At 61.9% G+C, this 22,184-nt stretch carries 10 protein-coding genes and 1 pseudogene; 4 read left to right on the top strand and 7 right to left on the bottom strand.

Annotation, left to right across the window (positions count from 1 at the left end; genetic code table 11):
• Window positions 1–29: 29 nt before the first annotated feature.
• The 5 genes and pseudogenes from D8767_RS12295 to D8767_RS12315 all read right to left on the bottom strand — a co-directional run bounded on the left by D8767_RS12295 (window position 30) and on the right by D8767_RS12315 (window position 5,344).
• Complete coding sequence (locus D8767_RS12295; RefSeq protein WP_016711197.1) at window positions 30–698, bottom strand: bifunctional 2-polyprenyl-6-hydroxyphenol methylase/3-demethylubiquinol 3-O-methyltransferase UbiG; 669 nt, start codon at window positions 696–698, stop codon at window positions 30–32.
• Window positions 699–785: 87 nt separating this feature from the next.
• Window positions 786–881 (bottom strand): annotated as a pseudogene (locus D8767_RS29180) (diguanylate cyclase); the annotation flags it as partial.
• A 49-nt stretch (window positions 882–930) separates the two neighbouring features.
• Complete coding sequence (locus tag D8767_RS12305) at window positions 931–2,259, bottom strand: TolC family outer membrane protein (RefSeq protein ID WP_016711196.1); 1,329 nt, start codon at window positions 2,257–2,259, stop codon at window positions 931–933.
• A gap of 1 nt (window position 2,260) precedes the next feature.
• The gene (locus D8767_RS12310; protein WP_016711195.1) at window positions 2,261–3,601 is read right to left on the bottom strand and encodes an HlyD family type I secretion periplasmic adaptor subunit; all 1,341 of its coding nucleotides are present in this window, start codon (window positions 3,599–3,601) and stop codon (window positions 2,261–2,263) included.
• A gap of 6 nt (window positions 3,602–3,607) precedes the next feature.
• Window positions 3,608–5,344, bottom strand: a complete 1,737-nt coding sequence (locus tag D8767_RS12315; protein WP_016711194.1) for a type I secretion system permease/ATPase — start codon at window positions 5,342–5,344, stop codon at window positions 3,608–3,610.
• A 543-nt stretch (window positions 5,345–5,887) separates the two neighbouring features.
• On the opposite strand from D8767_RS12315, the gene D8767_RS12320 reads away from it, so the two are divergent.
• Window positions 5,888–16,957: a peroxidase family protein gene (locus D8767_RS12320; protein WP_163002507.1), complete on the top strand. Its 11,070-nt coding sequence runs from the start codon at window positions 5,888–5,890 to the stop codon at window positions 16,955–16,957.
• Window positions 16,852–17,499 carry a calcium-binding protein gene (locus D8767_RS12325; RefSeq protein WP_016711192.1) on the top strand — a complete coding sequence of 216 codons (648 nt, stop codon included), beginning with the start codon at window positions 16,852–16,854 and terminating at the stop codon, window positions 17,497–17,499. The genes D8767_RS12320 and D8767_RS12325 overlap by 106 nt, the downstream gene beginning before the upstream one ends.
• A gap of 56 nt (window positions 17,500–17,555) precedes the next feature.
• On the opposite strand, the gene D8767_RS12330 is transcribed toward D8767_RS12325, so the two are convergent.
• A complete protein-coding gene (locus D8767_RS12330) occupies window positions 17,556–17,852 on the bottom strand; it encodes a chorismate mutase (protein ID WP_016711191.1) in 297 nt (98 codons plus the stop codon).
• Between the two features lie 737 nt (window positions 17,853–18,589).
• Between D8767_RS12330 and D8767_RS12340 the strand changes: the two genes are divergently transcribed.
• Window positions 18,590–20,074 carry a hypothetical protein gene (locus D8767_RS12340; RefSeq protein ID WP_256658607.1) on the top strand — a complete coding sequence of 495 codons (1,485 nt, stop codon included), beginning with the start codon at window positions 18,590–18,592 and terminating at the stop codon, window positions 20,072–20,074.
• A 27-nt stretch (window positions 20,075–20,101) separates the two neighbouring features.
• Here the strand turns inward: D8767_RS12340 and D8767_RS12345 are convergent, their stop codons facing one another.
• Complete coding sequence (locus tag D8767_RS12345; RefSeq protein ID WP_121757667.1) at window positions 20,102–21,085, bottom strand: IS5-like element IS2000 family transposase; 984 nt, start codon at window positions 21,083–21,085, stop codon at window positions 20,102–20,104.
• Window positions 21,086–21,156: 71 nt separating this feature from the next.
• Here D8767_RS12345 and D8767_RS12350 point away from each other — a divergent pair, with 71 nt between their 5' ends.
• Window positions 21,157–22,116 carry a hypothetical protein gene (locus D8767_RS12350; RefSeq protein WP_177412720.1) on the top strand — a complete coding sequence of 320 codons (960 nt, stop codon included), beginning with the start codon at window positions 21,157–21,159 and terminating at the stop codon, window positions 22,114–22,116.
• The last annotated feature ends 68 nt before the right edge of the window (window positions 22,117–22,184 follow it).

A 22,184-nucleotide genomic window follows, 5' to 3' on the forward strand; every position in this document is an offset into this window, starting at 1 on the left:
AGCTTGAGCTGTGTGGGGGCTTGAGCGCCTCAAGGGCGCTCAGCCACCATCAACAACGACTGCGGCATCGCACTCTGCGGGTGCTGCGGCTCCTGCAGGCTGACCAGCCGCAACCCCGTCATGTCCAGTGCATTCAGCCAGCTGGCCAGGGTACGAAAATACCAGGGCATTGGCTGCCAGTCCCCGGTGAACCCGGCAAATGACTCCTCCCGCCAGCCATCCTGATAATCCCCACCCGCCATGCTCCAAGGGTGCAGCGTCTGGATCACCAGCGCACCGCCAGGCACCAGTAGGTCGTGCATCGCCGCCAGTAGCGGAATGATGTCCTGGTGCAACAACGCAAAATTGGCGCAGATCAGGTCATAACCTTTGCCTACGTAAACGTGGCCCTCGGCCAACTGCGCATAGCTGGCCAGGTGCACCTCGGCCGAGCCCGCAGCCTGCGCGGCATCCACCAATGTCCTGTCACCGTCGACGCCTACGGCTTCGATCCCGCGATCACCCAGGGCGCGCAGCAGCCAGCCCTCACCGCAGCCCAGGTCCAGCACCCGTTCGGGCTGGCGGCCAAGAATGGCCAGCAGGATCGCCTGGTCGGTGACCTGGCGGCGGCTTTCGATGGCGCCGCTGCGCACGGCGCCGATCCAGGCTTGCGCGTTGTGCTGCCAACTGTCGAGCAACGCGTTTTCAGGGTTGAGCATGATGATGATCCTTTCTTGATCAGCCGGCTGCGGTCCTCTGTCGCTTGACCTGGTACCTGTTTTCATCCGCGTGCCTCAGCAACAGGCATGGCGATTGCGGGAGTCGTAATGTGGCTGCCCGTTCATCACCCTTGCAAGCGACGAGCGGGTGATGGCCAGGTCGTCCGGGTGCATGCAGTCGGTGAATAGCCTGACGTCAATAAACCGGCCACCGCTACCGTGTGTGCTCCGATCAATTGCTTACCATCAGTTCCGGCCCCAGGTAATTGTTGATCTGTTCGATGTCGTCATCACCCAGGCTACCCACCGACGAGGCCAGCCGCAGCCGCGACATCAGGTAGTTCAGCTTCGCCTCGAACAGGTCGTGACGGGCGTCGTACAGCAACTCTTCGGCATTGAGTACATCCGAGTTGGTGCTGGTACCGCCTTCCTTGAAGCCCTTGCGGGTGGAGGACAGCGAACGCTCGTTGGAAGCCACGGCCTTTTCCAGCGCCTGAATGCGCAAGGCACCACTCTGCACACCGCGGTACTCGCGGGTGGTGTCGGAAATCACCTCCTGGCGCGTGGCGTCCAGCTCGTCCAGGGCCTTCGAGCTGTTGGCGCTGGCCTGGCGAGTAAGGGCGCTGGTGCTGCCACCGCTGTACAGCGGAATGTTCAGCTCCAGCCCGATCGAGCTGTAGTGGTTACGCTGGTTGATCTCGGAAATCGACTGGCTGCTGCCGGCGGTGTAGCCGGCCACGAAATCCAGTGTTGGCCAGTGCCCGGCGCGGGCACGTTTCACTTCTTCTTCGGCCAGCTCGTAGCTGTGCCGGCGTGCATGAATCAACGGGCTGTCTGCCTGGGCCTTGACCAGCCAGTCCTGCAGGTTGCCTGGCATCAGCGGCGGTGTACTGAAGCCTGGCTGCAAGGTGGTCAGCGACTGTGGGGTTTCACCAATGTACTCCTCCAGCTTGCGCCGGGTATTGACCAGGTTGTCCTGGGCGTCGATCAGGTCGGCCTCGGCCAGGTCGCGGCGAGCGACCGACTCGTCGACATCGGTGATGGTGCCAGCGCCCAGTTCCTTGCGGCGCTTCGCCGAAGCCAGTTGCTCTTCGAAAGCGTTCAGCTTGGCTTTGGCCAGGGTGATGGTTTCGCTGGCCAGCAGCACGTCGAAGTAGGCGTCGGCCAGACGTACCGCGGCGTCCTGGCTCTTGGCATCGAACACCGCCACGCTGTAGTCGGCCCGTTGCTGGCCCTGGCGGTACTCGGCCATCTTCTGTTTGTTGAACAGCGGTTGGCGCAGGCGCACGTTGGCACCTTTGGAGTCATAGTCCAGGTCGTTGTCCTGGCCATTCTGGCGCTGGCTGCCATTGACCCTGTTGAAATAGGCTGAAGCGTTGATCTGGGGCAGCAAGCCAGCTTCGCCGATAGCGCGGTTTTCGCTGCCGGCCTGTTTCTCATGCACGGCGGCCTGGTAGATCGGGCCCTGGTACTGCAACAGGTCCCAGGCTTGCTTCAGGTCCATGGCACTGGCCTGTTCGGCAACCCCCAGCAGGCACAACATCAGGCACGGGTGTTTCATGTCATTGCTCCTTGAACGCGGCGTCGACGCGTTCGAGCATGGGTTTGAGCAGGTAGCTGAGCAGGTTGCGCTCGCCGGTCTTGATGGTGACGGTGGCGGGCATGCCGGGGCGGATGTGGTTGCTGCCCAGCAGGCCCATGCCGGCGGGCGTCACTTCCACCTGGGCCAGGTAGAACGGCTGCTTGCTTTCTTCGTCGAGCAGGCGGTCGGCGGAAATGGTCTTCACCCGCCCCGGAATGTTCGGCGTCTGTGCGTGGTTGAAGGCCGGGAAGGCGATGTCCACGTCCAGGCCCGGCACCATCTTGTCGATAGCCTGCACCGGGATCATTGCGTCTACCTGCAGGGGCTGGTCGAGTGGCACCACCTCCATGATCTTGGCACCGGGCTGGATGATGCCGCCGACCGTGGCAATGCTCAGGCCCTGGACCATGCCATCGATCGGCGAGCGGATCACCGTGTGGGTCACTTCGTAGTCCAGTGCGCGCAAGCGGTCGGCCAGGGTGGTGTTTTCCTTGGCGGTGTCGGTCAGTTGCGATTCCACTTCTTTCAGGTAGTCGTGCTGGCGCTGCAGGATGCGCAGCTTGATCTCGGTGGCCTGGCTGCGTGCCCGGGCTATGTTGTTGAGGTTTTCTGCCTGGCCGGCGGACAGGTCGGCATTGCTGCGCTCCAGCTCCAGCAGGCGATTGCGCGGTACGTAACCTTCGGCGGCCAGCACCCGGGTGCCTTGCAGTTCCTGGTTGAGGAAGCCGATCTGTGAGGCGCGGGCACCGTACACCTGCTGCAGGCCCTTGAGCTGCACCGCCGAAGCGGTGAGGTTTTCCTCAAGGATGCTCAGTTCCCCCGCCAGGCCGGCGCGGCGGGTGTCGAGCAGGCGCTGTTGCAAGTCCATGGCGGCCAGCAAGCGAGGGTCATTGGCGTAGTGCTGGAGCAGGGCAGGGTCGAAGGTGACCGTGTCGCGGCCGTCGCGTTCGGCTTCCAGGCGGTTTTCCACGGTTTTGCTGACGATGTACTGGGCGCTGAGCGCGCCTTGCTCAGCGACTGCGCGCAGGGCGTCGAGCCGCACCACTTCCTGGCCTTTTTTTACCAGATCGCCTTCGCGCACCAGGATCGCCTCGACCGTGCCGCCGGTCAGGTGCTGTACCGCCTTGCGGTTGCTGGTGACCTTGACCGTGCCGGTGGCTACCACGCCTGCGTCCAGTGGCGCCAGGCAAGACCACAGCAAGAAACCGCCAAAACCGGCAATCACCATCCATACGCCCCAGCGTACTGGCCGGGCCGCATCCAGGTCGATCAGGTTCTTGGCTTCGGCGGGGATCAACTCAGCGTGTTGAGTCATCTGCATGATCGGCTACTCCCTTACTTTGACCGAAGCCAGCGGTGCCGCACCGGCCGCTGGAATCACGGCAGCCTTGCGCAGCGCCGCGAATACTTCGTCGCGGCTGCCGAGCATGTGCACAGCGCCGTCGCGCAACATGAGTATCTTGTCGACTGCACACAGCACATTGGGCCGATGGGAAATCAGGATCACCGTGGCGCCGCGCGCCTTCAACTCGGCCAGCGCATCCACCAGGGCCTTCTCGCCGACGTCATCGAGGTTGGCGTTGGGTTCGTCCAGCACGACCAGGTTGGGCTCGCCATACAGGGCGCGGGCCAGGGCGATACGCTGCTTCTGGCCGCCGGACAGTGGGGTGCCGTCGGCGGCCAGGCGCGTGTCGTAGCCCTGCGGGAAGTGCAGGATCATGTCGTGTACGCCGCTGCTGCGGGCAGCACGGATCACCGCATCGCTGTCCACCTCGGCAAAGCGCGCGATGTTTTCGGCGATGGTGCCCTCGAACAGCTCCACGTCTTGCGGCAGGTAGCCCAGCCAAGGGCCGAGTTCGGCCTTGTTCCAGGTGAAGATGTCGGCACCATCCAGGCGCACCTTGCCGGCCTGTGCCGGCCACACACCCACCAGCAGGCGGGCGAGGGTAGACTTGCCCGAAGCCGAAGGGCCGATGATGCCTAAGCTTTCACCCGGCACCAGGCTGAAGCTGACCCCGCGCACGATGCTGGTGGTGGTGCCGGGGGCACCGGCGATCACGTTTTCCACGGCCAGCATGCCCATCGGCCGCTGCAGCGACATGCTCGGTGGCCGCTGCGGATAGTCTTGCAGCAGGTCGTTGAGCCGGCCCCAGGCCAAGCGGCAACCGAGCAACTGCTTCCAGGAGGCAATCACCTGTTCCACCGGGCCGAGGGCGCGGCCGGTCAGGATCGAACACGCGATCATCATGCCGGGGGTGATCTTGCCCTCTATTGCCAGCAACGCACCGGTACCGAGGATCAACGACTGCAAGGTGATGCGCACGAAACGCCCGGTGCTGCTGATCAGGGCCGCGCGGTCGGAGGCCAGGGTCTGCATCTGCAGGATGCGCAAGTGCCCTTGGTACCAGCGCTTGCCGATTGACGGCAGCATGCCCATGGCCTCGATCACTTCGGCGTTGCGCAGGTTGTTGTTGGCGTAGCTGGCCGACGTCATGGCGGCCTGATTGGCTTCGGCCAGTGGCTTTTGCGTAGCCTTCTCGGTGAGGTAGGCCAGGCCCACCAGGATCAGCGAGCCAATCATCGTGACCAGCCCGAGCCAAGGGTGGATCAGGTAGCAGACCATCAGGTAGATCGGCGTCCATGGTGCATCGAAAAAGGCGAACAAACCGTTGCCGGTCAGAAACTGCCGCACTTGCGCCAGGTCCTGCAGGGCCTGGGCCGGGTTGCCGCCGGCGCGGCTCAGGTTGCGCTCGAACGCGGCGCTGAAGATGCGCCGGTTGAGGTCCATGTCCAGGCAGTTGCCCACCCGGATCAGCACGCGGGTACGGGTCATCTCCAAGGCCGACATCAACAGGAACAACCCGACCACCAGCAGCGTGAGCATGCCCAGCGTGGTGACGTTGCGGCTGACCAGCGCGCGGTCGTACACCTGCAGCATATAAATAGCTGGCGTCAACATCATGACGTTTATCACGCCGCTGAAGGCGGCCAGGGCATAGAAGCTGCGGCGCAAGCGAAAGAGCACGTCGGCCAGCTCGGAGCGGGTGCGTGGTGGCTTAGGCATCGGGGGCCTCCCTTCGTTACAAGTCGGGAAGCCCTTGCGGCGCCCCGTACAACGGTAGTTGTGGCTTCTTGGTCGGCTCGCAGGCGGGTCGCTCTTATGGCGAATAGTCCAAAACGCTGCGTTGCTCCCACATGCACGAGCGTAGGTTGCAACGAAACATTCGGTAATATCATTTTGCTCTATAAAGACTTTGAACTTTTCATAAGTGCCAGAAAAACAGCTATTTGCATCGCATTATCATCATCGAACGATTTTTTTGACGAAATATTGACAAGCTTTTGCCGTACGACTTTAGTCTGAAGTATTCGGGCCCTGTGCGAGCTGGGATCGATGCACGTGCGTTACACCTGTATCGCACGATTAACAGGTCCCCCCGGAGCGGTGGGGCCGGCTTTCGAGTAATGAGGCTGAGGCGCCAACACAACAGCGTTGAGCCGCCGAGCCCTTAAAAAAGAACCAGATACTGCGCACGTCAACACTGACTGGGCGCGGGATGGACCCTGTTGCCCTGTGATTTCTCTTGAATGATCGAGGGCAATTGAAATGGCCAATTTCAGCAAGTCAGACCTGGAATTCATCCTCAAACAGATCTTCATCGCCGAAGCCCACGCAGATGGCGCCAGCCTGATCGACCTGCTGCCCAACAGTCAGGTGCCGTTCGGCCTGCGCACCGTGGATGGCAGCTTCAACAACCTGGTCGCCGGGCAAAGCGAGTTCGGCGCCTCTGACAACGCGTTCCTGCGCCTGCTCGATGCCTCCTACCGCGCCAACTATGTGGGCACCGGCAATGTCGTCGATTCACAACCGCGCACCATCAGTAACCTGATCGTCGACCAGACGGCGAACAACCCGGCTGCGGTCGAGGCCAATGGCGGTGCCGCCCCGGTGATGAGCCCGGGGATCGACGGGGTGTTCGGCACCGCTGATGACAAGCCCGTGTTCTTCATCCCCAACGTCTCGCCCGACGTGGGCCTGACGGCTGGCTTCAACGCCTGGATGACCTTCTTCGGCCAGTTCTTTGACCACGGTCTTGACCTGGTGAGCAAGAGCAGCACCGATATCGTGTTCATTCCGCTGCGCCCCGACGACCCGCTGTTCGTGGCCGGCAGCCCGACCAACTTCATGGTGCTGTCACGCGCCGTACGCACCGCCGGCGCTGACGGCGTGGTGGGCACGGCCGACGATAGCCAGCCCAACACCACCTCGCCGTTCGTCGACCAGAGCCAGACCTACAGCTCGCACCCCTCGCATCAGGTGTTTCTGCGCGAATATGCGCTGAATGCCGCTGGCGACCCGGTGGCCACCGGGCGGTTGATCACCAACCGCGACCTGGGCGCGGACGGCAAGTTCGGCACGGCTGACGATGGCAACAGCGAGAATGGCGGCATGGCCACCTGGGCGGTGGTCAAGGCTCAGGCCCGTGACATGCTGGGTATCAACCTGACCGACGCCGACGTGCACAGCGTGCCGCTGCTGGCCACCGATGCCTATGGCAACTTCCTGCGTGGGCCCAACGGCATGCCGCAAGTGGTGATGCGGGTGAACAATGGCGCCGATGGTATTGCCGGAACGGCCGACGACGTCACCCAACTGGTCGAAGGCGACCGCAACGCGCCGATCAGCCTGGCCAACGCCGTGAGCACCGGGCATGGCTTCCTTGACGACATTGCCCACAACGCCGCGCCCGTGGTGGTGGGCGGTGTGTTGCAGGCCGATGCCGACACCGCAGTAGGCAACGCCCAGCCAGTTGGCCCAGGCGGCAACAACCTGACCTACGACAACGAACTGCTCGACGCCCACTACATCGCCGGTGACGGCCGGGTGAACGAAAACATCGGCCTTACTGCCGTGCACCATGTGTTCCACTCCGAGCACAACCGCCTGGTGCAGCAGACCAAGGACACCTTGCTGGCCGCCGGTGACCTGGCGTTCCTCAACGAGTGGCTGATCGACGATGTCACTGCCATCCCCACCACGCCAGCCGGCATCGCCGCACTGGTATGGGACGGCGAGCGGTTGTTCCAGGCCGCCAAGTTCGGCACCGAAATGCAGTACCAGCACCTGGTGTTCGAAGAGTTCGCGCGCACCATTCAGCCGCAGATCGACGAGTTCCTCGCCCCCAACGGCTACGACACGTCGATCAACCCGGCCATCCTCGCCGAGTTCGCCCATGTGGTGTACCGCTTCGGCCACTCGATGCTGACCGAAACCGTCGACCGCTTCGACCCCGACTTCAACCCGGTGTCGGGCGACCCCGCCAACCCGGATCAGCAACTGGGCCTGATTGCCGCCTTCCTCAACCCGCTGGCCTTCGCCGGCAGCGGTGCCACCGCCGATGAAGCAGCCGGTGCGATCATTCGCGGCGTGACCCGCCAGCTGGGCAACGAAATCGACGAGTTCGTCACCGAGGCGCTGCGCAACAACCTGCTTGGCCTGCCGCTGGACCTGCCCGCGCTGAACATCGCCCGTGGCCGTGACACCGGTATCCCCAGCCTGAACGAGGCGCGCCGCGAGTTCTATGCCGCAACCGGTGACAGCCAGCTCAAGGCCTACATCAGCTGGGTCGATTTTGCCGACCACCTCAAGCATCCGGCGTCGCTGATCAACTTCATCGCCGCCTACGGCACCCACGCCACCATCACCGGGGCCACCACCGAATCGGCCAAGCGCGCCGCCGCAGTGGCGCTGGTGCTTGGCGGCGACGGCGCGCCTGCCGATCGCCTGGACTTCCTCAACAGCACCGGCGCCTATGCCAACGTGACGCTGGCCGGCAAAGACGGTATCGCCGGCACGGCCGACGACATTGCCGGCGTGACGGTGACAGGTGTCGATGCCATCGACTTCTGGGTCGGCGGCCTGGCCGAGAAAAAAATGCCCTTCGGCGGCATGCTGGGTTCCAGCTTCAACTTTGTCTTCGAAACCCAGCTGGAAGCGTTGCAGAACGGCGACCGCTTCTACTACCTGTCGCGCACGGCGGGCATGAACTTCGGCACGGAACTGGAGAACAACTCCTTTGCCAAGCTGATCATGGCCAACTCCGACGTCACCCACCTGTCCAACACCGTGTTCCTCACGCCCACCTTCACCCTGGAAGTGAACCAGGCCAACCAGTTCACCGGGCTGGGGGCCGACGGCAAGGCCGACCCAACGGGCGGCATCGAAATCAACGGCGTGGAAATCGTACCGCTGGTGATTCGCGACAACCCTGACACGGTTGGGCCCGACAGCAACTTCCTGCACTACACCGGTGAAGACCATGTGGTGCTCGGCGGCACTGCCGGCAACGACATCATCATTTCCGGCGAAGGTGACGATACCGTTTACGGCGATGCCGGCGACGACGTGCTTGAAGGTGGTGCTGGCAACGATGCCGTGCTGGGCGGTGCAGGTGACGACATCATCACCGACTCGTTCGGCGACAACCGCCTGGAGGGCAACGCCGGTAACGACGTGATCGTCGCTGGCAGCATGCTGGTGGCCGGCAACCTGATTCTGGGCGGCGACGGTCAGGACTTCATCATCACCACCGAGGATATTTCCACCACCTTCGGCGGCCAGGGTGATGACTTCATCCTCGGTGCCAAGACCAACCTGCCGCCCACCGGCAACGAGGGGGATGACTGGATCGAGAAGGGCACCCAGGACGGTTCGCCAGGTGACAACTTTGCGCCGCTGCTGGGTGATGAGGTGGTCGGCAACGACATCTTCGTCGGGGGCGGTGGTTTTGATGAAATGATCGGTGAAGGCGGCGACGACATCTTTGTCGGCAGCGATGCCCAGGACAAGATGGACGGCATGTCCGGCTTCGACTGGATCACCAACAAGAACGACAAGGTCGGCGTTACCGTTGACCTGAGCCTGGCCGCGCTGGCCCAGCCCCATGGCAATGCACCAAACCAGAACGCCGGGGTATTCAACCCGGTCGGCGCCTCGCCGGCCAGCATCCTCGACCGCTTCGCCGAGGTGGAAGGGGTGTCCGGCTCGAACTACGCCGATGTGCTCAAGGGCGATGACGTCGATGCCGTGACCATCCTCAACCATGGCGGTGCCACCGGCAGCGCACTGACCAACGTGGCATTGATCCGCGGCCTGCAGCAGTTCCTGGCCGATGCCGGGTTGCCGACCACCGGCTTTGCCACCGGCAACATCATGCTCGGCGGCAATGGTAGCGACCTGATCGAAGGCCGTGGCGGCGATGACCTGATCGATGGCGATAAATGGCTGAACGTGCGCATTGCGGTGTATGCCCCAGGCGACGTCAACCACACCGGGCCAGAGATCGCCAGCTTCGACAGCATGGTCGACATGATCCCGTTCATGCTCGACCGCACTTACAACCCAGGTCAGCTCAAAGCCGTGCGGGAAATCCTGCCGGGTACCTCGACCGGCGGCGCGGCCTTTGACACTGCCATATACGCGGGGGTGCAGAGCGAATATGTGGTGACCCAGAACACCAAAGGCACGGCTGACGTTGCCGATGACGTGTGGACGGTGACCGATACCGTGGCCGGCCGCGATGGCGTGGATACCCTCCTGCACATCGAACGCCTGCAGTTCGCCGACAGCCAGCGCGTGCTGGTGGAAGGGGTGAACGCGCAACCCACCGGCAGCCCGACCGTGCTCGATGGCAACGGCGGTGCGATCACTGTGGGTGACATGCTGACAGTGAGCGTGGCGGGCGTGCTCGACGCCGACAACGTCAGCGCGGGCAACCCGACCGGCACACTTGCCGACCGTTCGGTGTCGTACTACTGGCAGTTCGAGGCCGACCCGGGCAGTGGTGTGTTCCAGGACATCATCCTGCTGCCGGCCGGCGACCTGGCGTTCCAGAGCGCCGACGGTACGTCGTTCAAGGTATCGCCAGACCTGGCCGGGCTAAGCCTGCGGGTCAAGGCGATCTACCAGGACGCCCATGGCACTACCGAAGTGCTCTTCTCGCAGCCCACGGCCGTGGTACAGCCGGGCGCACCGGTGGTGCCGACGCCGGCCACCCCGGTCGTGGATGCCACCGCTGGGGGGCAAGGGCTGCACATGGTGCGCTCCGACCTCAACTTCATCCTGGCCCAGATCAAGATCGCCGAAGCCGATGCCGCCGGGCAGGACATCCTTTCGTTGATCCCCAACATCCGCGCGCCCTTGGGGCTACGTGCGGTAGATGGCTCGAACAACAACCTGATGAACCTCAACGGCACCAACAACACCCAGTTCGGTGCCGCCGACAACGTCTTCCCACGCGTGACCGACCCGGTATTCAACCCGGCAGAGGGTGCCCCGGCTGGCTTCTTCGGGCCTGGCTCGCCAGCCATTCCGGGGACGTCGTACCAGCAAACCAGCGGCCCGGTGTTCGACTCGCAGCCGCGTACTATCAGTAACCTGGTGGTCGACCAGACCTCCAACAACCCGGCGGCTTATGCCACCGCGTATGACCCGGGCGCGGACGGCGTGCTCAACTTCGGCACGCCAGGCAACGACGACGTGCTCAAGGACGGCGTGCGCATCGTTGCCAGCCCCGGCATGGATGGCCAGTTCGGCACCACCGACGACCACGATGTGTACCTGTTCGAAAACACTGCAGCCGATGCCGGGTTGTCCGCGCCGTTCAACGCGTGGATGACCTTCTTCGGACAGTTCTTCGACCATGGTCTGGACCTGGTCACCAAGGGCGGCTCGGGTACCATCTACATCCCGCTGCAGCCGGATGACCCGCTGTACGTGGAGGGTGGTTTCACCAACTTCATGGTGGTAACCCGTGCCACCAACCTGCCAGGGCCGGATGGCATCCTCGGCAACGCCGATGACATTCACGAGCACACCAACACCACCACGCCGTTCGTGGACCAGAACCAGACCTACAGCTCGCACCCCTCGCACCAAGTGTTCCTGCGCGCCTACATCATGACCGATGATGGCCCTGTCGCTACAGGCCGCCTGATCACCAACCGTGACCTGGGCGCCGATGGCAAGTTCGGCACCGGCGACGACACCGAAATCGGTGGCATGGCCACCTGGAAGGTGGTCAAGGCCCAGGCCCGCGACCTGCTCGGCATCAACCTGACCGACGCCGACGTCGACAACGTGCCTTTGCTCGCCACCGACGCCTACGGCAACTTCATCAAGGGGCCGAACGGCTACCCGATGGTGGTGATGAAGGGCCTGGACGGCATTGCCGGCACGGCCGATGACCAGCAGGTCGAAGGCAACCCGCTGGCGCCGCTCGACCTGACCAATGCCGTGCGCACGGGGCACCAGTTCCTCGCCGACATTGCACACAATGCCGTGCCGGTGTTCAGCGGTGGTGTGCTGGCGCCGGATGCCGACGACGTGGCCGGCAACGCTGTGCCCGTCAACCCGCAGACCGGGGCCAACCTGGCCTACGACAACGAACTGCTGGATGCGCACTACATTGCCGGCGACGGCCGGGTCAACGAGAACATCGGCCTGACCGCCGTGCATGCCGTCTTCCACGCCGAGCACAACCGGCTGGTGGCGCAGACCATGGACACCGTGCTCGACTCGGGCGACCTGGCCTTCCTCAATGAGTGGCTGCTCAACCCGGTCACCGCTTTGCCGGTCACCCCGGCCGAGATCGATGCCCTGGTATGGAACGGCGAACGCCTGTTCCAAGCGGCCAAGTTCGGTACCGAGATGCAGTATCAGCACCTGGTGTTCGAAGAGTTCGCCCGTACCGTGCAACCACGGGTCGACCTGTTCTTCGCCCCGACCCAGGTGTATGACGTGGACCTCGATGCGTCGATCGTGGCCGAGTTCGCCCACACCGTGTACCGCTTTGGCCACTCGATGCTGACCGAGACTGTCGACCGCTTTGACGTCGACTTCAACGTCATCCAGGACCCGGCCAGCGCAAACCCCGAACAGCAACTGGGCTTGATCGCGGCGTTCCTCAACCCGCTGGCGTATGCCGCCAGTGGCGTCACCCCCGAGGATGCCACCAGCGCCATCGTGCGCGGGGTTACTCGCCAGGCCGGTAACGAAATCGACGAGTTCGTCACCGAGGCGCTGCGCAACAACCTGCTTGGCCTGCCGCTCGACCTGCCGGCGATCAACATCGCCCGTGGCCGTGATGTCGGCATCCCCTCGCTGAATGCTGTGCGCCGCGACATCTTCGGGCAAACCGGCGACACCCAGCTCAAACCGTACACCAGCTGGGTCGACCTGGTGCAGCACCTGAAGCACCCCGAGTCGCTGATCAACTTCATCGCGGCTTACGGCACCCACAGCAGCATCACCGGTGCCACCACCCTGCTCGAAAAACGCGCTGCGGCCATGGCCCTGGTGTTCGGCGGCGATGGTGCGCCGGCCGATCGCCTGGACTTCCTCAACAGCAGTGGTGCCTGGGCCAATGTGACCCTGCCGGGCAAGGATGGCGTGCTGGGTACGGCCGATGACCTGAAGGCTGTGACCGTGACCGGTGTCGATGCCATCGACCTGTGGATCGGCGGCCTGGCCGAGGCGAAAACCCCGTTCGGCGGCATGCTCGGCAGTACCTTCAACTTCGTGTTCGAAAACCAGATGGAGAAACTGCAGGACGGTGACCGCTTCTACTACCTGGAGCGCACCTCTGGCCTGTCGATGAACGCCGAGCTGGAGAGCAACTCGTTCGCCAAGCTGATCATGGCCAACACCTCGGCCACCCACCTGCCGGGCCTGGTGTTCTCCGACCCGGGCTTCTACCTGGAACTGGACCAGAGCAAGCAATACAACGACGGCTTGGGCAATGCCGACCCGCTGGGCGAGAACGGCGAGCAGGTGGTGTTCCGCGACAGCCCGCTGACGGTTGGCCCGGACACCAACTACATCCGCTATGCCGGTGTCGAGCACATCGTGCTGGGCGGCACCAACGGTGACGACATCCTGGTGTCCAGCGAGGGTGACGACACGGTCTGGGGCGATGGCGGCAACGACCGCATCGAGGGTGGCGACGGCAACGACCAGCTGCGCGGTGGCGCCGGCGACGACATCATCAGCGACATGGGCGGTGACGACAACATCCAGGGCGGCGACGGCAACGATGTGCTGCACGGCGGTAATGGCGTCAACCTGATCATCGGCGGTTTCGGCAACGACTTCATCGTCACCGGTGAGGACGCTTCCGAAGCCATTGGCGGCCAGGGCAACGACTTTATCCTGGGCAGCAAGGCCAACGAACAGGATATGGGTAACGAAGGCGACGACTGGATCGAGAAGGGCACCTCGGACGGTGCGCCTGGCGACAACTTCGACCCACTCGGCAACGACCCGATCATCGGCCACGACGTGTTCATCGGCGGCAACGAGAACGACAAGTTCAACGGTGAAGGCGGCGACGACATCATGGTCGGCAGCCTGGGCTTTGGTGACCGCTACATCGGTGGTTCGGGCTACGACTGGGCAACCTTCAAGGACCTGGCCCAGGGCGTGACCGTCGACTACAGCGACCGCTTCTTCGATGTGCCGCCGGTACCGGGCTCGGGCGCGTCGGCGCTGGTGCGCTTCGACATCATGGAAGGCCTTTCCGGCTCGTCCCATGGCGACTTCCTGCGCGGTGACAACGAAGACGCCGCCAGCCTGCCGACCAATGGCGCCACGGGCAGCGTGCTGACCAACATCAACCTGATCAACGGCCTGTCCAGCCTGCTGGCTGCCGGGGCGACGTTCTACGATGGCGGCAACATCATCCTCGGCGGCAGCGGCAGCGACCTGATCGAAGGCCGTGGTGGCGACGACATCCTCGACGGTGACAAGTGGCTGAACGTGCGCATCAGCGTGCGCGCCAACAGCGACGGCACCGGCCCGGAAATCGCCAGTTTCGACAGCATGGAGCCGATGGTGCCGTTCATGCTCAATGGCACCTACAACCCGGGCCAGCTGGTGATCACCCGGGAGATCCTCAATGGCACCGACAGCTACGACACGGCGGTGTTCTCGGGGGTGGCCACCGACTACAGCGTGGTGGTCGATGGCAACGCGGTGATCGTCACCGACCTGGTGGCCGGGCGTGATGGTGTCGACCGCCTGACCGGTATCGAGCGGCTGCAGTTCTCTGACCGCTCGCAGGCGTCGGGTGTGGGCACTGCCGTGAACGCCGGCCCTACGGGGCACCTGGCGATTCTCGATGCGGCCACCGGTTTGCGTGACGATACCCCCGTCAGTGGTCAGCTGCTGCGTGTAACACCGCTAGCCGTGCGCGATGCGGACAACGTCAGTGCGGCCAACCCTACCGGTGCAGTCAACGGCCCGGTAGCGTACTACTGGCAAGTCGAAACGCTGCCGGGTTCGGGGGTTTACGAAGACATCACCTTCGTTGCCGCAGGCGAGGTCTCGCGGGCCATTGGCACCACTTACCGCGTAACGGACGACGTGGCCGGCCTGAGCATCCGCGTTCGCGCGGTGTATCAGGACGCCAAGGGCACGCTGGAAATCGTCGACTCGTCGGCGAACAGCGCGCCGAGTGCTGGCCCGACCGTGACCGGGTTGCTGGTGCAGAACCAGACACTGACGGCCAACACGGCAACCATCGTCGATGCCGACGGCCTGAGCAACCCGCAGTTCACCTTCCAGTGGCAGTCCAACCGGGGTCTGGGCTGGGTCAACATTGTTGGCGCCATCAGCAGCACCTTTGTCCTGACCCAGGCGCAAGTGGGGCAGAACATGCGGGTGGTGGTCAGCTACGTGGATGACTTTGGTGTGCAGGAAAGCATCGCCTCCGACATCCTCGACCCTGTGGCCAACGTCAATGATGCCCCGACTGGTGCGCTGCTGATCAGCGACACCACGCCAGACATCGGGCAGACGCTGACGGCACTCACCGGCAGTATTGCCGACATTGACGGGCTGGGGGCGTTCAGCTTCCAGTGGCAGCAAGGTACCGGTGGCGTCTTCACCGACATCGTTGGCGCCACTGCGGCCACCTTCACGCCAGGCCTCAACCAGGGAGGCCAGCAATTGCAGGTGATCGTGCGCTACACCGATGCCTTCGGCACCGTGGAGACACTCACCTCGGCGGCGACTGCTGCAGTACCAGGGTTGACGCTGGTCGGCACCAACGGTGCCGATATCCTGATTGGGAGTGCAGGCAATGACGTGATCTCGGGCCTGGACGGCGCCGACCAGCTGTTTGGCGGGCTTGGCAATGACGTTCTTGACGGCGGGCTTGGCGCGGATGCCATGACCGGCGGTGGTGGCAACGACACCTTTGTGGTCGACAACGTCGGCGACACGGTGAGCGAAGCGCTCAATGGCGGCGTCGACCTGGTGCAGACTAACCTGGCCAGTTACATCCTGGGTGCCAACGTCGAAAACCTGACCTATACCGGCGCGGGCAACTTCATCGGTGGTGGTAACGCGCTGGCCAACACCATTACTGGCGGCGGTGGCAACGACCTGCTCAATGGCGGTGCAGGTGCTGACCGCCTGGTGGGTGGTCTCGGCAACGATACCTACCTGGTGGATAACGCTGGGGATCTGGTGATCGAGGCTACGGCGGGCGGTTCGGATACCGTGCGTACCACACTGGACAGTTACAGGATGAGTAGTAACATCGAGAATGTGGTTTACACCGGGGTGGGCAACTTCATCGGTGGTGGTAACACGCTGGACAACATGATGTTCGGCGGGGCTGGCAACGACTTGCTCAATGGCGGTGAAGGTGCCGACCGCCTGGTGGGTGGTCTCGGCAACGATACCTACCTGGTGGATAACGCTGGGGATCTGGTGATTGAGGCCACGGGCGGTGGTACGGATACCGTGCGTACCACACTTAACAGTTACAGGATGGGCAGCAACATCGAAAACCTGGTCTACACCGGGGTGGGCGACTTCATCGCTGGTGGTAACACGCTGGACAACATGATGTTCGGCGGGGCTGGCAATGACTTGCTCAATGGTGGTGAAGGTGCCGACCGCCTGGTGGGTGGCCTCGGCAACGATACCTACCTGGTGGATAACGCTGGGGATCTGGTGGTTGAGGCTACGGGCGGTGGTATGGATACCGTGCGTACCACACTGGACAGTTACAAGATGAGTAGCAACATCGAGAACCTTGTCTATACCGGGGTGGGCAACTTCATCGCAGGTGGTAACACCTTGGACAACATGATGTTCGGCGGCGTTGGCAATGACTTGCTCAATGGTGGTGAGGGTGCCGACCGCCTGGTGGGTGGTCTCGGCAACGATACCTACCTGGTGGATAACGCTGGGGATCTAGTGATTGAGGCCACGGGCGGTGGTACGGATACCGTGCGTACCACACTGGACAGTTACAGGATGAGCAACAACATCGAGAACGTGGTCTACACCGGGGTGGGCAACTTCATCGGTGGTGGTAACACGCTGGACAACATGATGTTCGGCGGCGCTGGTAATGACTTGCTCAATGGCGGTGAGGGTGCCGACCGCCTGGTGGGTGGTCTCGGCAACGATACTTACCTGGTGGATAACGCTGGGGATCTGGTGATCGAGACCTCGGGGGGGGGGGGGATACCGTGCGTACCACATTGGATAGTTACAGGATGGGCAGCAACATCGAGAACCTGGTCTACACCGGAGTGGGCAACTTCAGCGGTACTGGTAACACGCAGGCCAACATCATCAACGGAGGCGCTGGCAACGACCTGATCAACGGAGGTGCGGGCAACGACCAGCTCAACGGTGGCACGGGTAACGACCAACTGCTGGGAGGCATCGGCAACGATACCTTGAACGGCGGTGACGACAACGACAGCCTCGATGGTGGCCTTGGCAACGACATTCTGAACGGTGGCACAGGCAGCGACACGCTGTTCGGTGATGCTGGCAACGATATCCTGTCCGGTGGCAGTGGCAACGACTTCCTCAACGGTGATGTTGGCGACGACACGGTCAACGGCGGTGCCGGCGATGACACGATGATGGCCACTGATGGCAATGATGTCTTCCAGTTCGCCGCCGGTTTCGGCAATGACCTGATCATCAACTTCGACAGCAACGCGACCGGTGGCCAGGACCTGCTGGATATCACGGCCTTCAACATCACTGCGGCGACCTTTGCCGCCAGCGTCACCATCGCCGATGTTGGCGACGATACGCTGGTCAGCATCGGTGCTACCGACTCCATCCGCCTGGTAGGGGTGGTGGATGCAACCACCGTAACGGCAGCGGACTTCACCCTGGCCAGTTGAGGAGCCCCAGGGTAGGTTGTTGGCTTCAAATACCGGGGCTGCTGCGCAGTCCCGGTTTATTTGCCGGCCAAACCGGCATGCACGCTCAACTCTTCATCGATGAACGCTGCAATCATCGCCCGATAAACCCGCTCCACCACCTCTGGCGAAGCCCCCGTTTCTTCGGCAATCCCTCGCACCTTGGCAATCACTTGCTCGACCCGTGCCGGTGCGCGAACGTCATCGGTGGTCTTTTTGAAAGCGGCCGCCTGGGCTACCAGTTGGCCGCGCTGGGCGAGCAGGGCGACCAGGTTCTGATCGATGTGATCGATGCGCGTGCGAACGTCTTCGATCGATGTGCAGCGTACGTCCATGTGTGAAGCTCCTTGAGGGGGTTGCGGGACAGTACCACAGGTGCTGAGGCTCAGAAGTCGTAGCGCACGTTCAACATAGCGTTCCTGGGGGCCCCGTAATGCCCATAGTTCCCCGCAAGGCCTGCTCCCAAGCGCCGCCAGTTTCAGCTGCCAGCCATTGGCAAGCCCTGCCTTGCAGTTCACAGCCCGTCAATGCCCCACAAGTTCCCATAGCAAGCGCTGCCAGGTGTTCCTGCAATTCGCCGGTGTTCAGCAATTCGGTAAGGCTGAGCCAGACCTCTTGTGGCGGGATCAACACGTTGGCGGAAAACAGCCCGGCATTGGCGACCACCGCCCAGAGGCCGAGTAGGGCCAAGGGCGAGAGGAACCAGGAAAGGGAGGAGCGCGCGCATGGCTGGCCTTGGAAATGAAGGGGACAGAGCTGTATCGCAAGAGCTGTGCCAAGGGGCCGCCCCCCGGATTGCGGAGCCGGCAGGAAGCGCTGGTGCTGGGGCAACAACGAAGTGCTGCTACAGCAGCAGCGCGGCAGCAGTTTGGCGACTGTCGTAGGGCAACGCACCTGGCAGAACTGCCAGTTGTGGCAAAGGCCGTATGTGCTTGAAATGAAGCACTGTCGCCCCGAACCCTTGGTCGGCATTCTGGCCCCGAAAGAGCACCCTCTGGAGAAAGTCATCGATCATTCAACCGCCTAACTGGTCACCTGGTTAGCTGAGGAAACACGTCTGCTGGGCTGGGATATGGTGCTTTTCATTGATGGCAGCAAGATCAATGCGGTGTTGAAGCAAGAGTCGTTCAGGCGCTTCGGTACGGCGAGCGATGTGCCACTGATTTCCGGGCATATCAGCAATGGGGCTGACTACCGTTTTGCCTTGTCCAGATGCAGTCTGGCTTTGCCGAGACTGGTTTTCGATGTGGCGCTTGCCGGGCACAAGGCGCACATGCCAATGGTCATTGCCGAAGCCAATGCGTATTCGCTGATGAACAAGGGCAATCAGTGGTATGTGCGTCAGCTGGATGTGATGGGCCCCTTGCAAGAAGCCTCCCTGAGCCTGGATATCGACCTGGAGGAATCGGGCAGCTACGTAGATGAAGATGACTCGATAAAACTTGACCTCAGTAAAACCGAGAACTTTTCCATGCCGTGCTACACCGGCGAAACGCGCCTGCTGACCGAGTTTTTCAGGCAGAAATTTTCGGCGCTGACCGATGAACAGCGTCAGTTTCCGATTGGCCAGTTGGCAAAGCGCAATGTCGAGTTGCACCAACCGGTCTCGTTCGGCCTGCGTACCCAGGCCAGGGGAAGGACGCCAACCGATGTGGAAGGTGCTGTAGTGCTGCTTGTCGACATGGAGGATGGGGCGGGAGGAGCCTACCCGGGCGCGGATTACAAGTACGCGATACCCAATGATGGAAACTATTCGGCAACCATCCTGTTCGATACGGAGCGGCTGTTGCTTGCCCAGCTGGTAAGCGCTTTGAGCGGCGTGGTCACGGGTGCTGAATATGAATGGCGCCGGCGCAATGGCGAGCCGCCGTCGGTTTCTTGCAAGGCTGGCTATATTTCATTGCCGAGGCAATGGGCGAAAGAGATAGCGATTGTCTCTGCATTTGGCAGCTACTGGGAGGTTTCGGGGAACTTTGAGTTTGATGAGGCCAGAATAGACATGCGCGATGCGTTATCCATCAGCAAGGTGGGTAACCAGTGGAAGATGAACCTGTCTTTACGTGGCAGTCTGACGGTCAGGTTCAATGATATCAATGACACCACAGGCGAAATACGCGAGAGGCTGGTCAGAGAAGACTACTCCATGGCTGATTTCCTGAAGCCAGTGCAGGCAGGTTTTCAGTATGACGCAGAGTTGGTCTACAGGTTTACTCGCGAGGGTGAAGTACAACTGGTTAACGAATCCTATGGGTTTAACCAGCGGACTGGTTTTCAACCGGTTTTCGGCGCAATAAAGCCTCCCCGTGCAAGTGACTCCAGCGTGCCTGCAAACGATTTTCTCGCGCAGTTGGTGAACCCGGCGATCGCCAGGCTGACCACCAGTCTCGGGACGCGAGTTCGCAGTCCCGGTGTTTCGGGGTTCACCACTTTGCAGGATGTACTGGTAAGAAAACTGAACAAAAACCTAGGGAAACTCCGAGCAAGTTGCCCATCAGCCGGAAATGGACGGCTTGGGGATGCCGAAAAACCCGATTTTCAGCCGCTGATTATTGGATAACCAAGGCAAAGCCTTGGTTATCTGGACTCACGGGCGCACCTCTCCCGCAGCAGGCAATAATTGCCGGCGCACCATCCACAGATTCGACAGGGCAAACAGCGTGGTCAGTTGCGCCGTGTTCTTGGCCAAGCCGCGAAAACGAGTCTTTACATAGCCGAACTGGCGTTTGATCACCCGGAACGGGTGCTCCACCTTCGCACGCACTTGCGCCTTGGCCTTTTCGATCTTGCGCTTGGTTTGGTAGAGCACGCTGCGTTTGTTCAAGTGTTTGTAGGTGCTGCGGCGGGCAGCGACCTGCCATATCACCTGCCGTCCCTCGTGTTCTGGCCGCTTTTCCACGCCTGTGTAACCCGCATCCGCACACACGACATTCTCGTCGCCATGCAATAGCTGAGCGACCTCCGTCACGTCAGCTACGTTCGCGGCGGTGCCATGAACGTGATGCACCAGACCCGATTCAGCATCCGCGCCGATGTGGGCCTTCATGCCGAAATAGTACTGGTTGCCCTTCTTCGTTTGATGCATTTCAGGATCGCGCTTGCCTTCCTTGTTCTTGGTCGAACTGGGCGCGTGGATGATGGTCGCGTCGACAATGGTGCCCTGGCGCAACGACAGGCCCTTGTCTTGCAGGTAATTGTTGATGGTTTCCAGAATGCCGGCTGCCAACTGATGCTTCTCCAGCAGGTGCCGGAAGTTCATGATCGTCGTGTCTTCGGGGATCGGAGCGCTGAGCGTCAGACGAGCGAACTGGCGCATCGAAGTGATCTCGTACAGCGCCTCTTCCATGGCGGGATCGCTCAAAGAGAACCAATTCTGCAGCAGGTGAATGCGCAGCATGGTTTCCAGAGGATAAGGCTTGCGGCCACCGCCAGCCTTTGGGTAGTGAGGCTCGATCAACGCCACCAGTCCACTCCACGGAACCACCTGCTCCATCTCGGCCAGGAAACGCTCGCGACGGGTTTGCTTGCGCTTGCCGGCGTACTCGAAATCGGAAAAGCTCATCTGACTCATGGGATGGCGGACTTGTAGAAGGCAGTTGGACGGAGGGCTATTTCAGCACAGGTCAGACGGCCTGTGCTGACTTGATCGGAGAATCCCTAGTTTTATTGACTGGCACATCAAAAATAGCAAGCGATGTCCTGAGGCTCAATTTTCATCGCACCCTCATCGGTACAAAACTCGAGGCCCCGCTCGACATAGCTTATTTCGGCAAGGTAAACCCTGCTACCAACTACTTCACCATCAGCCCGATGGAAACTTTGCTGCTTGCAGGTGAAACCAGGACATTTGTGACGGAGCCCGCTGCGCCTCTTGTGCTCTGGTCCGTTAAAGCAGTGTCCGGCCTGGCGTACGGTGTACGCCTCTCTATCACCAACGGGGTCTTTACCGCGCCGAGGGCCAGCGATATGACGAAGTCGTACGCGCAAGTGCTGGTAACGGCCACCAGTATTTTATTCCCGGCAATTCAAAGCAGGGCCTTGATCACCGTGGTTCGCGAAACGTTGATGGCCAGCCCCTCGGTCGTGGTTGCCCAGCCAGGCAGCAAGGTCAATTTCAACTCCTGGGCAATCGGCAACCCCGCTGCATTGGAATGGCAATATCAGGACAAACCTTTGGGCAAGGGCCAAGCCGTGACGGTCACCTGCCCAGCCGACCCTGGCACGGTTGCCTTTGTCGTCGAGGAAGTCCAGGTGAAAGACCCTGAAAGCCAACAGACCAGTAAGTGTGTGCTGGTCACCGAGATGGCGAGGAAAATACCCATGGCTGTAAGCGCCAATGTCGACACGGCAGGTGCAAAGGCGGTGCTGGAGGCGAGGGTCAATGGAAACCTGGTCGCGCCGGACAAGATCGATTGGGCCGTGCTCTACGGCCCCGGTGAAGCCCCGGCTGGCGTCTACACACCGGGCAATGGCGATACAGCCCGCTTTGCATTGATCAGCGCAACCTACGACAGCGGTGACCTCGGTATTTTCGAAGGGTACGCCCTGCTGGCCTTGCCACTTGCCGAACATCGGGACATCACGACGGTTCAGTCAGACTAAGCCATTGGCAGATAATGACAACCTGCACGGGGAGGGCTGTTGTGCAGCCCATGCCCGAGGAGGTCGTC

Source organism: Pseudomonas sp. LTGT-11-2Z (assembly GCF_003691445.1).
Taxonomy (GTDB): Bacteria; Pseudomonadota; Gammaproteobacteria; order Pseudomonadales; family Pseudomonadaceae; genus Aquipseudomonas; species Aquipseudomonas monteilii.